The sequence below is a fragment of the Marinobacter maroccanus genome, assembly GCF_002933275.1.
Lineage (GTDB): Bacteria > Pseudomonadota > Gammaproteobacteria > Pseudomonadales > Oleiphilaceae > Marinobacter > Marinobacter maroccanus.
The window spans coordinates 62138-76273 of the sequence record NZ_PSSX01000019.1; the positions used below are offsets into that span (position 1 = coordinate 62138).

The following is a 14136-nucleotide window of genomic DNA, read 5'->3' on the forward strand; positions in this document are numbered from 1 at the left end:
CTCGTCTCTTCGGGGTTCGGTCAGATGGCAATCGGCGCCTTGATGCCAGGATAGGGGGCATAGCCCTCAAACTCGAAATCTTCCAGCTGGTACTCGAAAATGCTCGCAGGCTTGCGCTTGATCACGAGTTGCGGCAAGGCCCGGGGCTCCCGCTTCAGCTGCTCGAAGACGATGTCATCGGTCAGGTGGTTCTGGTACAGGTGTTTGCGGAACCAAAGCCAAAAACCGACACTCTACTGGTTTACCTCATCGAAAACTATATCACGAAGCCTTTTCACAATCTTTTAAAATGAACTATAATTAAAACATCATTACACTGTAATAACAATCCTAAAGACCTAATATAATGGCGAAAATGATCATCGTTGAAGGGAAGAACATACCGCACGAGATTATCATCTCATCAACTGGGGAAGCTTTTCCTCTGTCGTATGCAAATCAAAAACGCATGATCGTATCGCTAAGCGACAAAAACGGAAAAGCCATTCGCCATGCCAATCGCTGGCTGTCGTACCTTTCTAAAGCATCAGGGACATCGATATCACCTAAGACAGTTGAGCAATATGGTCGCTCAATCGAATACTTTTGCTCTTGGCTGGAACAAACACGTCAATACCCGAACATAGAAATTGATGAGGCTCTCGAAATAATAACAAGAGAAGACGTCCTGGAGTGGCACGAGTATCAGCTATCGAAAGGCAGGGTTGGGAACTCGACTCTTCACTCGCGTGAGGCGGCTCTGAAGGCGTTCCTTTCATGGCTAACATCGAAAGAGGGAGGCAGGGTTCGAGAAACAGCCGACTCTCCCTGGGGACGTACAAACGATCTTAATTACGTAGCCAGAAGAGGCCACAAAAAGTCGCCAAAATTCATCACACCGGAGCACATCGTTCAGTTACTGAATTCCATGCATAACGAATGTGAGCGCTGCATGTTCCACACTCAGTACGACACAGGGCTTAGAATTTCAGAACTGACTGGTCTTAAAAGATCAGACCTGCCGCCAGATTCAATGTTTCGAGACCAAGGGTTCGAGTTCATCCCCTTGTACATACGCGGGTCAAAGGGCCGTGCTGGATCCCCCAAAGAACGAATCACTCTAATATCGCGGGCCGTCTTAAACAGGATAAGAAAATATCACAACTCCGTCGAATACAGACTTGCGGAAGCCTGGAAAATTAATGACCCAAACAAACCTGTTTTCTTAACGGCAAACGGGAGGCCATGGAGCACTCGCAACGCATCAAAACAGTTTAAGTCGGCAGTTGTTAGGTCTGATGTGGGTGATGAATTTTCGACGCATTGGATGCGACATGGCACTGCCTTTTCAATCCTAGGCTCAGATATCGGCAAAGACTACGAAGATCGAATGTTGACGGTCCAACAAGTGCTCGGTCACTCCCACCTCGGAACTACCGAGATTTACACCCAAATTTCACCTGCGCTTCTCAAAAAACTCACCGAGGAGGGTAGCAGGCAGAACAGACTCCATGAGGCTGAGGACATCAGGAAAGCGACATTTCTCCCCCCTTTGAAGCACACGGAAAAAAGGGGGCACAGAAATGCCTAATGTTTTTAGATTGGTTCCGAAAGCGACGACTCTGGCCCCCATGCGTGAGGTGGAATGGATATTTTCCATGATTCAACGGGAGAAACCTCTCAGCAGCATCACATTCGCAAGAAATTGGTACGTAAAGTTTGTTCAAGATACTGGCGCAGGGTATGAGGAGCTTCGTTCAGATCCTCGCTTCTTTGTTGGGAAGTATTGGGAAACGGATGCTCTAATACGTTTCACAGCATGGCTCAACAAACAGCAGACCTCGCTTTCAAGTAAATCTCGATACTCGGTATACAAGACTGTCCGATACGCCATGGACTGGACCTACCAACTTGGCATTACAGACCACATTGTGTACCACGCCCCGATGTTCAAGGGCCTCCCGGAAACTGACACGCGAGCGCCATATTCTGAGCAGGAACAAGAAATCATTAACGTTGCTCTCGGCAGGTGTATTCAACATGCAATGAACGTCATTGAGCCTTATAGAAGATCGAATGCAGGAATTCGGTGTCGTCCTCGTAATACTGATCCGCTATTCATCGATGGCGAAAGCTTCACTCCTAAGGAGGCCTCATTACTGTTTGGAGTGCGTGCCGCCGCCATCGCAAGTAGAAACAGAAAAGGCTGGACACACAGACAATGCGTAAACCTGGATCCTGCTCCACAAAACCAAAAATATTGGAGTGGCAAAGCCATAAATGTTGAGGGTGTTGAATGGTCTTCTCTCACACAAGCTGCCGAACATTACGGAGTGGCAAGAGAAACCATAGGTGGTCGCCTCGACATGGGTTGCTCTCCTGAGCAGGCAGTAGGCTTAACTCCAATCTACAGCAAAGCGGGCAGCTTTGAATGCGCTCTCTACGAATTTGAAGAGCGATTCGAATGTGACCCCTTGCGAATGCTTCAATTTTCGAAAATGCATCGCGGAAGCTACTCTTCAGCGTTCCTCATGAAGTTTTTCGTGAAGATAGGAGTATGGCCATATGTGGATCAGCGGCTTATCTTGCCAATTGCAGCAGAACTTTGCCGGATAACCGGACTTAATGCAGAGTCTGTCGCTTCACTGACTTTGGACAGCTATATAGCCAAACACCCCCTTACCAATCGGCCATGCATCCGTTACACGAAACCCAGGTCAGGCTCCGCGAACCGAACCGATAATCGAGAGCTACACGTCGCTTTACTCGAGGATGCTGAATATTTTGTCGAAGACGCCAAGCAAACTCAGGTCGCACAACTAATCGAGTTAGCCATCAAACTCACACAAAGGATAAGGGATCGCGCAGAAGGCGAAACAAAAAATAGGCTGTTCATCTACGAGCATAACGGCTGGTTTCGATCAGCTGACGACAACAAAAGCGGCGTAACCCATATTATTTGGGGTTATCCGTCTTTAACTGAGCGACAGTCAAACCCCGCTCTTTCTGGCTCAGATCGTTGGTACAAAGCATTTTGTAAAGAGAATGGTCTTTACGAGATTCTAGGAAAGGATTTTACGTTCAATATAAGCCGCTTCCGGTCAACTCTTATAAACAATATGGTTAAAGAGGGAGCTAATATTTTCACTATTCAGGCAGTCGCTGGCCACGAAAGTATTAGCACCACTGCGAATTATCTGAACGAACGGGCACTTGACGCTGAATTCATAAAAGTTGTTAAGCCTGCTCTAGAGTCAATTTCTGAGCAAACGCACAACACACAACCTGCCCCCAGAATGCCTATCCGGAGCACAGGTTACACCGAGACACTATGTGGAACCGGCTGCAAAGATGCCTTCAATCCAAGCGAAACGGTTAGAAAACTCACGAATCACATTGAGGGCTCACCTTGCAAATTTTGGAATATGTGCCTTCTCTGCGAGCAAGCAATCATCACAGAGGATGGCCTACCGAAGATCATTGCCTATAAGTGGAAAATCGAAGAAGTGCTCCTTCAAGATAAAAAGAACATGGAGGGGAGAAAGGCTCTATACGGGGAAATATTAACCGTAATTGAAACCCTCATCACTCCGGGCCAACACTACCCGGAAACCGTCTTGAAAGAAGCGGAATTTTTGGCTTCAGAGCTAGACGATGAAGCACTCGACCACCTCGTATACCAGGGGCTTTAGCTATGGGACTCATACAACAAGAAGGCCTTCCTTCGGTAAACGAACTTGAAATTGGCGATGCTGTGTTTGACCCTGCTACTCCCATTTGGCACTCACAGTTTCAAGACGTCCAATGGGTGTACCTGCTATCAGATGACGTCCGATTCAATGGACGAAAAAGCAGCATGATCGATTGGAAGGGCTTCAAACAATCATCGAGACACCACAAAGAGAAGTATGATTATTGTCTCACAGAGCAAATGGTTTCAGAGCTAAAGATTGCTTCTGCAATCTATGCTTTTTATCCAAAACTCTTCAAACACTCTAAAACATCAAAAACAACCGTCGATGGAAAAACTGTAAAAGGACGAGTAAGGGAGCTGGCCAAAATTGGCTCGTACATCACTCGAGAAGAACAAAAGGACGGCTTCTCTATAAACTCTTTTGCTGATATCAGTTTTGAAACATTCAAACGTCATGCGCCACACATCGGAGGCCGCCCAGACCATCTGAGACGCGCTATGCGCATACTTACGAGCGAGATTGTTCAGCGAAACCTGCCACGGAGGCTTGCATTACAATCTTCAGATATTGACTCAAAATCCATCAACTGGAGTGAACAGTCAGTACACGAAGGGATCGGCACCCTATCAGATGCACAGTTTATTTTCCTTTTAAACCACTGCAAGCGCGCCATTTCCGAGTTCAAAGTAGCAATAAATTGCGAGATTCACGACAGAACCATCGCGAACACAGCTCGAAAAGAAATCGTCAAAAAGTTCACCAATGTGAGGCTCCCACTGGAATATTACGTGTGGGGTGGAGGTCGCGACGAGGAAAATCTCCAGCAAAAATACAAAAAAGAATATGGGTACACTCCTGGCGAAGTTCGAAATCTGTACAACGAAGCCCACAAAGCATCAATGCTTATAATTCTCTTGCTCACGGGCATGAGATTTTCGGAGGCTCAGCTGATAAGAAGAGGAGCTTTGGCATATGCAGATGGCATCAGATACATTGTCTCGAAAGTGGTCAAGCGAAGACATGAGGGCGCTCCAGCCGTAGATCGATGGATAGCGATCCCCCTGGTTGAGGATGCCCATGACATCCTGAATTACGCATGTGAGCAATCCGGGAACGAATACCTATTTTCCTCTCCAACAGAAGTCGTGCGAGAAGGAGGTCAAGGTTATTCGAATCTTAACACCACCTTCATCCGCTGGATTAAAAAAATCGATCATCAAGGCCTTTTCAATGGCTACAAATTTTCTGTTCATCAATGCCGGGAGACGTTGACACATCAACTTGCCAAACATGAGGTAGGCTTACCTTTTATTTCGAAACAACTGAAGCACTTCCATAGTCGCTTCAAGCGGATGCCTAACGAGGTTACAGCAGGTTATGGAGGGTACAAGAGAGACCTTCAGCTCAGCATTGAGTCCCGCATGGCCATCGCCCGCGAGGAAGTTCTGACCGATCTCTTCGGTGCGGACAAGAAATTCGCAGGAGGCGGGGGCGCGCAACACAAGTATCGGATTGACGCCTGGTTCAAGGGCGCTGGCCTTTTCGGAGAACAAAGAGCTAAGTACATTTCCCGGTTGGCGAATTCCAATATCAGCCTCATGCCCACATCAATCGGCGTATGCACGCACAATTTTGTTGAAAAGGACAACGGACAAGAAACACCGCCCTGCTATGGAGATTTCTCGTGCGACCCCGATTGTCCAAATCATGTGATTTCAGAGGGGTGCTCGTCAGCTCTCAAAGACCGCCAGATGCACGCGGAAGAAAAAGCAGGGGAAAGCCCAGAGCAAGCCATCATCTGGGTTGGCCTGGCTGAGCAACTGGGTAAGCACGTTAAAAAGTTCGAAGGCGGAATGCGTGATGACTGACAAGCGGCCAGTTCAACTAGTAGAGAGCATCAAAACCAAGCAGGACAAAAACGACAAAGCAATCGAAGATGCCTTAGACACTCTTCAAAGGGATGTTAAGAAAGGTGTGACAAAGCCCACCATGGATAACCTGGTAAAACTTTGCCAACTTTCTGAAGGCGCAATTCGCAAACGGAAATGGGCGGTTCTGCGGTTGAAAGCAATAAAGAAGAGCGCAAAAAGCTCAATTGAAAAAACCGCTACAGTGCCGAAACCGAAGAGCGAAGTCGAGTTGTTACGGAAAAGAGTCCGGGATCTATTGACAGAAAACGCCGTCTTATTTGAGGAAGCGTTAGGATTGAAAGGCCAGCTCAAACGACGCGACTCTGAAATACGAATTCTTGAAAGAAAATTAAGCATGAAAATTCAAAATCATACGAGGAAAGAATGAAACAATACCTTGAATTATGTCAACGGATAGTGGACGAAGGCGTATGGGTTACGAATGACCGAACAGGCAAGCGATGCCTTACTGTCATCGATGCCTCACTCGATTACGATGTTGAAAACAATCAATTTCCCCTTGTAACCACCCGAAAAAGCTTCTACAAAGCCGCTATCGCTGAATTGCTCGGTTATCTCCGTGGTTACGACAATGCTGCCCAATTCAGAGCCATTGGATGCAACACTTGGAACGCAAATGCCAACAAGACTCCAGCTTGGCTTGAAAACCCGAACAGGAAAGGCGAAGACGACATGGGCCGTGTTTATGGCGTGCAGGGTCGTCGGTGGGCCAAACCTGATGGGGGAACTGTTGATCAGCTGAGAAAGCTAGTCGACAACCTATCTAAAGGTATTGACGACCGAGGGGAGATTCTTTCGTTTTACAACCCCGGTGAGTTTCACCTGGGCTGCCTCCGCCCATGTATGCATACACATACCTTTTCCCTCTTAGGCAAGGACCTTTATCTGACCTCCTATCAGAGAAGCTGTGATGTTCCACTTGGCCTAAACTTCAACCAAGTTCAGGTCTTTACACTCTTAGCACTCATTGCACAAATAACCGGCAACAAACCCAAGGCTGCTTATCACCGCCTAGTCAATTGCCATGTGTACGAGGACCAGCTACCGATGCTTCGCGATATACAGCTCAAGCGTGAGCCCTATCCGTCGCCTCAACTCCACATCAACCCCGACATCAAATCTTTAGAGGATATTGAAACTTGGGTAACCGTCGATGATTTTACTGTCACAGGTTACAAGCATCATGGACCGATAAAATATCCGTTCTCCGAGTAAAGAATGCTTCTAGCGTGGCACTGAGCAGTTTACGATTCTTTGGACCGATCTATTCTTCAATTCTGGCACGAGGTAAGCAGACAGAAGGCATACGCTGAAAGTCTCTCAGACTTCCCTGCCACGCTCGTGGGCAGTGCCATTCTGTCATCAGGGCCACATACGGTGTCGTTTCACCCAACCGCTCTAACGGCAAGTACTCCTGGACCGAGAGGTAATTGATTAGTCTGTGTCGCTTCTCATTTCAATGACCGGCCTCCTGTGGTGGGGTCACAGTTTCAGTTGTGGCCCTTTGCTCTAATGCCTCGAGTCGCTTTATCAATTCCTCCACACCCTTCATTTCGTTGAGCTGGGTTTCGAGCTGAAAGGCTTTCATTTCGTACTTTTTCGCCTCCTCTAGCGCCGATGCAAGTTTTTCCTCAGTTTTTGTCAATTCCTGCTGTAACTCGCCCGATTCGGATTCAAGCTTTTCAATAACAATTCCAGCATCTTTCAACTCGGCATCGGTCTGTTCTTCCAACTCCTTGAGTTGTCTAGTAATCTCTGCAACACGCCGGTCGGCGTTTTTTGTTGCGGCCTGATGAATACTGGCCGTCACCGAACGAAGTTGGGATAGCAACGTTTGGCCCGCGCTATCAAGCAATTCCTCAATCTCGGGCGGAAGTTCCGTATCCTGCACCGCTTCTTTAGTTTCTTGTTCTGCGAACTTTCTCCAAACTGAAATAAGGCGATTCTGATCTCCACCACCAAGTTCAATTCTTAAACCATAACCCGTTACTTTTCCCTTCTGCACTTGCAGGCGCTTCCCTGCCTCGATGATCTTTTCATCACTAAAATCTGCCGGGCGCATCGCGTTGACCTCCTCTATTGCTGGCTTTTTCAGTATAGACCAAAAAATAAGAAAGTAAGAAAGTAAGTAAGTAAGAAAGTAAACTTCTGAGAAACCGTGATTCGTGAGCACCCCTACGGACTGATTCACCACTCATCCAACCATCCGCCGTGCGTATTTGCTACTATCAACTCAACAGAAAAACCTCACTTCTGAGGGTGCTGAATATTTCCGCTCTCACCTCCGATTCGAGCAGTAACGGACCTTAGAACAAGCATGACACTGATCAACCTCAAGGATCTCGAAGCCCACCTTTGGCACGCCGCGCACATCATCACCGGCCCCATCGACGCTTCTGACTACAAGACCTACATCTTCCCGATTCTGTTCTTCAAACGAATCTGTGACGTCTACGACGAAGAGTTCGCCGACGCCATGGAGAAGGTTGGAGACAGAGATCTGGCCGCCCAGAGCATGTTCCACCGCATTCAGATTCCTCCTGAGTGCCACTGGCAGCATGTATTTGAGCAGACGAAAGACATCGGCCAGGCACTCAAGGACGCTTTTCGCGGCATTGAGCTGGCGAACGACAAGCTCCACGGGATATTCGGGGATGCGAGCTGGACCAACAAAGACCGTCTGCCAGATGAATTGCTGGCCACGCTACTGAACCACTTCAACCAGGTTAATCTGGGTGTTCGCAGCGTTCGCGATGACGACATGGGGCGCGCATACGAATACCTGATTAAGCGGTTTGCCGATAAAGCCAACAAGAAAGCTGGTGAATTCTACACGCCACGAACCATCGTCAGGCTAATGGTGAACATCCTCGATCCCAAGGCAGGAGAGAGTGTTTACGATCCGGCTTGTGGTACGGGGGGCATGCTGCTCGAAACCATTCACCACGTTCGCGAGAGTGGCGGAGATCCCCGATTGCTTAGCATTAAAGGGCAGGAGAAGAACCTGACCACCGAGGCCATCGCAAGAATGAATCTGTTCCTGCACGGCCAGGAAGATTTCGACATCGTGCGAGGCGATACACTCCGGCACCCCAAATTCTTGATCAATGACCGCCTCGAAACGTTCGACTGCGTAATCGCCAACCCACCTTTTAGTCTCAAAGAGTGGGGGCACAACCTATGGTCGAGCGACCCTCACGACCGAAATCGATACGGACTGGCTCCGAAAACCAATGGTGATTTCGCATGGGTTCAACACATGTTTGCTTCCCTAAAGGACCAAGGTCGCATGGCCGTTGTCCTCCCTCATGGTGTTTTGTTTCGAGGAGCCGCAGAGGGCAAAATTCGAACAAAGCTTCTGCAAGACAACAGGATCGAGGCCATCATCGGCGTTGCGCCTAACCTATTTTACGGGACAGGCATACCTGCCTGCGTTCTGGTTCTGCGCAAACAGCGCCCAGCCGATCACCTAAACCACGTGCTGATCATCAATGCTGAGGAGATTTACACCAAGGGTAGAGCGCAGAACACCCTGTCTAATGCTCAAGCGGATCAGATCTTCAAAATCTACAGCGATCAGGAGGCCTCTGGTCCTGCCGGAGAACCACTTGAAGGTGAGGCTCGCTGGGTACCTCTATCTGAAATTGAAGAGAACGAATTCAACTTAAACATTGCTCGATACGTTCAAAAGCCTCTTGAGGAAGAGTCCATCTCTGTCGAGGAAGCTTTGAAGGATTTTCAGGAACAACTGACTGCCCTAGAAAAAGCAGAGCAAGAGCTTGAGGAGCTGTTAGTACAGGGGGGCTTCGAACTATGAACAAACGACAGCTGGAAGACCTTCTCTGGGGAGCTGCGGAGTTTCTCCGAGGCCAGATCGATGCCTCAGACTATAAACAGTACATTTTCCCTCTGCTCTTCTATAAGCGCCTATCCGACGTCTATTTGGATGAGTACACAGAAGCACTGGAAATGAACGATGGTGATGCTCACTACGCCACAATGCCCATGTTTCACCGGTTCGATATTCCGGAAGAGGCCGGATGGGAAAAGGTCCGTAATACCAGCAAGAATATTGGTGAGGCGATCCAGAGTGCCCTCAGGCTCATCGAAGCTAAGAACGAGAGACTGCATGGTGTATTCGGTGATGCCCAATGGACAAACAAGGAGCGTCTTCCTGACCACCTTCTCGCAGACCTGATCCAGCACTTCAGCAAAATTCCGCTAGGTATCAAATCGGTCAATCAGGACGACCTGGGTGAAGCCTACGAATACCTGATCAAAAAATTTGCAGATGACTCGGGCCACACCGCTGCCGAATTCTACACGAACCGAACCGTAGTCCACCTGATGACGAGGATAATGGGATTGAAGCCAGGTGAGACCGCTTACGACCCGACCTGTGGTACCGGAGGCATGCTGTTAAACGCAGTTATGGATCTTCGAAGCCACGGTAAGGAATGGCGATCAGTGAAACTCTACGGTCAGGAAATAAACCTGCTCACCTCCGCCATCGCCCGCATGAACATGTTCCTCCACGACATTGAGGAATTTGACGTTCTGCGAGGTGATACGCTCGGCGATCCCAAGTTTATTGAGAACGATCGGCTCAAACAGTTTGATGTCATTTTTGCCAACCCGCCCTACTCCATAAAAAAATGGAACCGTGACAAATTTTCCTCAGACCCCTATGGCCGTAATCTCTACGGAGTGCCTCCACAAGGCTGCGCCGACTACGCGTTTTTCGCACACATTATTAAAAGCCTGAAACCTGACACTGGACGCGCTGCGATGCTCTGGCCCCATGGCGTGCTGTTCCGTGACTCCGAACAAGCTATTCGCAAACAGGTGGTCGAATCAGACATTATCGAGGCAATAATCGGATTAGGGCCGAATTTGTTTTACAACTCACCGATGGAATCTTGCGTGGTAGTGCTGAACAGCAATAAGTGCGCTGAACGCAAAAACAAAGTGTTGTTTATCAACGGTGTCGATCATGTCACTCGCGAACGTGCCCACAGCCGCCTGTCGGATAATGATTTGGCAGTCTTGGGTGAGGCTTATTTGAGGCCCGAAACGCAAAAAGACATCACCGCTTTGGTGGGCGTCGACGTGGTCAAAGAAAACCTCTACAACCTTTCGATTCCTTTATACATCCAAGCCCACGGTGACGACAAAGTAGATGATATTGAACATGCCATCGAAGCGTGGGAAGTCAGCCGCATTCAGATGAAAAAACAGACGAAAAGACTATTCGATAGCCTCGCCAAGCTAGACTATGAGGTAGAGAGAAATGACTGATAGGCAAACCGTTCAATTCGGAGAAATTTGTCGCGAAGTAAAAATTACCTCCAGGGATCCAATTGCTGACGGTTACGAACGCTATATTGGCTTAGAGCACTTAGATTCGGGTTCTCTCAAAATAAAACGCTGGGGAACGATAGCTGAAGATAATCCGAGTTTTACTCGGGCCTTCAAAAAAGGTCATATCCTATTTGGTAAGCGTCGCCCATACCTTAAGAAAGCGGCTGTTGCTGAATTTGATGGAATCTGTTCTGGCGATATTATTGTAATGGAACCCAAGCCGAACGCTGCCGTCTCACCCGAATTAATACATCACATAATCCAGTCAGCACCCGTGTGGAACTGGGCTGTGCAAAACTCATCTGGATCGCTGTCGCCAAGGACAAAATTTTCTGTGCTTTCGAAGCTGAAAATTTCTGTACCTTCCTACCCCCAATGTGGTTGCCTGTCTATTCTAAAGGCAGCAGAGAATGCGCTTCGTGAATCTGAAAACACAGTGAATGAGTTAACTCAGGCAAAAACTCTAACGGCATACTCTCTTATGCTACAAGGGAACTGGTATAAGCAGTTATTTGGGAGAGAACGTGCTGTTTTTCCAGATGAATGGGAATTGCTGTCTGTTGGGGACGTTATTAAAAGTAGCCAGTATGGCCTTTCCGAATCACTGGAGGCCAATGGTCGTTATCCCGTTTTAAGAATGATGAATATTACTAATGGTTACGTAGACCCCAACGACCTAAAGTACCTAGATTGGTCGCCTGAGGGTGCTAAAAAATACGTGCTTAACCATGGCGATATTGTATTTAATCGAACCAACAGTATGGAATGGGTCGGAAGAACAGGACTTTTTGAGCTAGAAGGAGAGTATCTTTTCGCCTCTTATCTTATTCGTTTAATTGCAGACGAAAAAAGGCTGACACCCTATTACTTAACCCAATATTTAAACCTCCCGCTTGTTCAGTATAGGCTAAAGGCGTTTGCAACACCTGGAGTAAGTCAAGCCAACATCAACCCTAATAGTTTAAAAAGCTTGCCAATTTTACTTCCTCCTCTGGCCCGGATAAAAAAATAGAAGAAGTGCTTCGGGCATTTGACACGAAGATACAAATAGCTAAAGAACATAATAAAAAATTGGCAAACGTCGCTGCCAGCATTAAGTCAGAATACTTCAAGCAGGTGGGTTAATGTTTAACGAACAAACCGTTACAGAAAATGGAATTATTGACCGCTTACAAGAGTTAGGCGGTGTAAAATGGACTTACTGTCACGGCGAGAGCCTGCCGAAACAAGCGCAGGATATTTTCGTTGATGAGTGGCTAAAAGACGCCCTTTGTTCGTTAAACCCAGATATCGCTACGAAGCCAGATTATGCCGACGAGGTGATTTACAAGCTACGCGGGGTGGTACTTGAGGCTCGCCATACCGGTTTGGTGAAGGCCAACGAAAATTTCCAAGAGTGGTTGATGGCTGAGAAGACCCTACCTTTCGGCGAAAATGGCGACCACATCACCATTAACTTGATCGATTTCGACAACATCGAAAACAACCACTTTGTCGTGGCGCAGCAGGTGCACTATATCGCCGCGACGGAAGCCTTTTTCGATATCGTTCTCTATATCAACGGAATCCCGTTGGTTGTTGGTGAAGTGAAAACCGCAACACGCCCTAGCGTAACCTGGCAGGACGGCGCTGCCGACTTCATCGGTGGTACTAAGCACTACTGGAAGAATGCCGAACCCTTCTTCGTCCCAAACCTGCTGTGCTTCGCCTCCGAAGGTCGGACCTTTGCTTATGGTGCGATAAACGCTGGCCCCAAGGACTGGGGGCCCTGGCACACTACTGAACAGGAAGAAGATCAGCTCACCGGCCTGGCGTCGGTACTTGCCAGTGTCGAAGGATTATTGAACCCTCGAACGCTACTTCAGATTCTCGAATCCTTCGCTCTGTTTTCAACCGTCAAGACCGGCAAAAAAACGCCACCCAAACGCATCAAACTGCTTCCTCGTTACCCTCAATTCGAAGCTGCCAGGCAAATCGTCGAACGCGTCAAAAGCGGTTACCCCAAAAAGGGTCTAATCTGGCACTTCCAGGGCTCTGGTAAGTCCCTCCTAATGCTTTACGCGGCCCGCATGCTGCGAGCCGACAATAACCTCAAGAATCCCACCGTTCTGGTGGTGGTAGATCGGCGAGATCTCGATAGTCAGATTAACGAAACATTTGGCGGTGCCGACGTTAAGAACCTCGTTAAGGTGCAAAGCTGCAAGAAACTGGGCGAGCATATTGAGCAAGACAGCCGGGGCATTCTGATTACCACCATTTTCAAGTTCCAGGATGTCGAAATTGATGAAAGTAATCTCGAAGGCCTGAATGACCGGGACAATATCATTGTGTTGGTCGACGAAGCGCACCGGACCCAAGAGGGCTCCCTTGGTGACAAGATGCGCTGGGCCCTGCCGAATGCACACTTCTACGGCCTGACAGGCACGCCGATTTCAAGCATCGAGCGAAACACCTTCAAGCTGTTTGGTGCGGACGAAGACCCCGGCAGATACATGAATCGCTACAGCTACAAGCAGTCCATCCGCGACAGGGCTACCGTGCCGGTGAAATTCGAACCGCGCTTGGCGGAACTTCGCGTCGACAGAGCCTCTATTGACAAAGAGTTTGAGCGACTAGCTGAAGAACACGGTTTGGACAACGACGAAAAAACGGCGCTGTCCACGCGGGCGGGCAAACTGGCAGTCATGTTGAAAGCCCCGAAGCGCATGGAAGCGATAAGCGACGATATCGTTGAGCACTTCACCAGCCACGTGAAGCCAAAAAAACTGAAAGGCATGGTGGTTGTTTACGACCGGGATGCCTGTGTTCAGATGTATAACCTACTTGGTCAGAAGCTTGGTTTTGATGCCGTCGAAGTGGTGATGAACGTTGATCAAGCTCCGATTAAAGCGAAAGGCGGTGGCAAAGATGGGAAGGAAAACAGAGACTGGCGTAAATGGAACAAAGAATTAGAACTACCGATAACGGAGGAGGACTTTCAGCGTTGGCAAGAGATTGACGGAGATGACCAACTACAAAAAGACCTGATTGAGTCCTACAAAGATCCAGGAGGCTGTAAACCAAATTGTGTAACTGCCCACGACTGAGTAATCTTTTCAAAAGGATACCATCGTGGGTACGCAATTGGACCAAGAAAAACTTAAAGCTATGGCCGCCGAGCTGGCCAAGGA

Annotated in this window: 10 protein-coding genes and 1 pseudogene; 9 read left to right on the top strand and 2 right to left on the bottom strand. The window is 48.3% G+C overall.

Annotated features, from left to right (window positions below; genetic code table 11):
- Positions 1-20: 20 nt before the first annotated feature.
- Positions 21-203, bottom strand: a pseudogene (locus KEHDKFFH_RS16990) (thymidylate synthase); the annotation flags it as partial.
- A 143-nt stretch (positions 204-346) separates the two neighbouring features.
- On the opposite strand from KEHDKFFH_RS16990, the gene KEHDKFFH_RS16995 reads away from it, so the two are divergent.
- Genes KEHDKFFH_RS16995 through KEHDKFFH_RS17015 form a run of 5 tightly spaced genes read left to right on the top strand, consistent with a single transcriptional unit; the run spans position 347 to position 6820 of the window.
- Complete coding sequence (locus KEHDKFFH_RS16995; RefSeq protein WP_104323008.1) at positions 347-1570, top strand: tyrosine-type recombinase/integrase; 1224 nt, start codon at positions 347-349, stop codon at positions 1568-1570.
- Complete coding sequence (locus KEHDKFFH_RS17000) at positions 1563-3671, top strand: site-specific integrase (protein ID WP_104323009.1); 2109 nt, start codon at positions 1563-1565, stop codon at positions 3669-3671. The genes KEHDKFFH_RS16995 and KEHDKFFH_RS17000 overlap by 8 nt, the downstream gene beginning before the upstream one ends.
- Positions 3672-3673: 2 nt before the next feature.
- Positions 3674-5542, top strand: coding sequence for a site-specific integrase (locus KEHDKFFH_RS17005; protein ID WP_104323010.1), 1869 nt, complete (start codon positions 3674-3676; stop codon positions 5540-5542).
- On the top strand, positions 5535-5972 hold the full coding sequence (locus KEHDKFFH_RS17010; RefSeq protein ID WP_104323011.1) for a hypothetical protein: 438 nt from the start codon (positions 5535-5537) through the stop codon (positions 5970-5972). Before KEHDKFFH_RS17005 ends, KEHDKFFH_RS17010 begins: the two co-directional genes overlap by 8 nt.
- Positions 5969-6820 (top strand): thymidylate synthase, encoded by an 852-nt coding sequence (locus tag KEHDKFFH_RS17015; protein WP_104323012.1) that lies wholly within the window; start codon positions 5969-5971, stop codon positions 6818-6820. Before KEHDKFFH_RS17010 ends, KEHDKFFH_RS17015 begins: the two co-directional genes overlap by 4 nt.
- A 241-nt stretch (positions 6821-7061) precedes the next feature.
- Here KEHDKFFH_RS17015 and KEHDKFFH_RS17020 read toward each other — a convergent pair whose 3' ends face one another.
- Positions 7062-7796: a DNA-binding protein gene (locus KEHDKFFH_RS17020; RefSeq protein WP_146084232.1), complete on the bottom strand. Its 735-nt coding sequence runs from the start codon at positions 7794-7796 to the stop codon at positions 7062-7064.
- Between the two features lie 126 nt (positions 7797-7922).
- Here KEHDKFFH_RS17020 and KEHDKFFH_RS17025 point away from each other — a divergent pair, with 126 nt between their 5' ends.
- The 4 genes from KEHDKFFH_RS17025 (at position 7923) to KEHDKFFH_RS17040 (ending at position 14052) form a co-directional block, all read left to right on the top strand.
- Complete coding sequence (locus KEHDKFFH_RS17025; protein WP_104323014.1) at positions 7923-9422, top strand: type I restriction-modification system subunit M; 1500 nt, start codon at positions 7923-7925, stop codon at positions 9420-9422.
- Positions 9419-10903, top strand: a complete 1485-nt coding sequence (locus tag KEHDKFFH_RS17030; protein ID WP_104323015.1) for a type I restriction-modification system subunit M — start codon at positions 9419-9421, stop codon at positions 10901-10903. The genes KEHDKFFH_RS17025 and KEHDKFFH_RS17030 overlap by 4 nt, the downstream gene beginning before the upstream one ends.
- Positions 10896-11978 carry a restriction endonuclease subunit S gene (locus tag KEHDKFFH_RS17035; protein ID WP_104323016.1) on the top strand — a complete coding sequence of 361 codons (1083 nt, stop codon included), beginning with the start codon at positions 10896-10898 and terminating at the stop codon, positions 11976-11978. The genes KEHDKFFH_RS17030 and KEHDKFFH_RS17035 overlap by 8 nt, the downstream gene beginning before the upstream one ends.
- 112 nt (positions 11979-12090) lie before the next feature.
- Positions 12091-14052, top strand: coding sequence for a type I restriction endonuclease subunit R (locus tag KEHDKFFH_RS17040; protein WP_241956547.1), 1962 nt, complete (start codon positions 12091-12093; stop codon positions 14050-14052).
- The last annotated feature ends 84 nt before the right edge of the window (positions 14053-14136 follow it).

Excerpts from the sequence above, each read along its gene's own strand:
- KEHDKFFH_RS16995 (WP_104323008.1), top strand. The coding sequence starts at position 347 with ATGGCGAAAATGATCATCGTTGAAGGGAAGAACATACCGCACGAGATT.
- KEHDKFFH_RS17000 (WP_104323009.1), top strand. The coding sequence starts at position 1,563 with ATGCCTAATGTTTTTAGATTGGTTCCGAAAGCGACGACTCTGGCCCCC.
- KEHDKFFH_RS17005 (WP_104323010.1), top strand. The coding sequence starts at position 3,674 with ATGGGACTCATACAACAAGAAGGCCTTCCTTCGGTAAACGAACTTGAA.
- KEHDKFFH_RS17010 (WP_104323011.1), top strand. The coding sequence starts at position 5,535 with ATGACTGACAAGCGGCCAGTTCAACTAGTAGAGAGCATCAAAACCAAG.
- KEHDKFFH_RS17015 (WP_104323012.1), top strand. The coding sequence starts at position 5,969 with ATGAAACAATACCTTGAATTATGTCAACGGATAGTGGACGAAGGCGTA.
- KEHDKFFH_RS17025 (WP_104323014.1), top strand. The coding sequence starts at position 7,923 with ATGACACTGATCAACCTCAAGGATCTCGAAGCCCACCTTTGGCACGCC.
- KEHDKFFH_RS17030 (WP_104323015.1), top strand. The coding sequence starts at position 9,419 with ATGAACAAACGACAGCTGGAAGACCTTCTCTGGGGAGCTGCGGAGTTT.
- KEHDKFFH_RS17035 (WP_104323016.1), top strand. The coding sequence starts at position 10,896 with ATGACTGATAGGCAAACCGTTCAATTCGGAGAAATTTGTCGCGAAGTA.
- KEHDKFFH_RS17040 (WP_241956547.1), top strand. The coding sequence starts at position 12,091 with ATGTTTAACGAACAAACCGTTACAGAAAATGGAATTATTGACCGCTTA.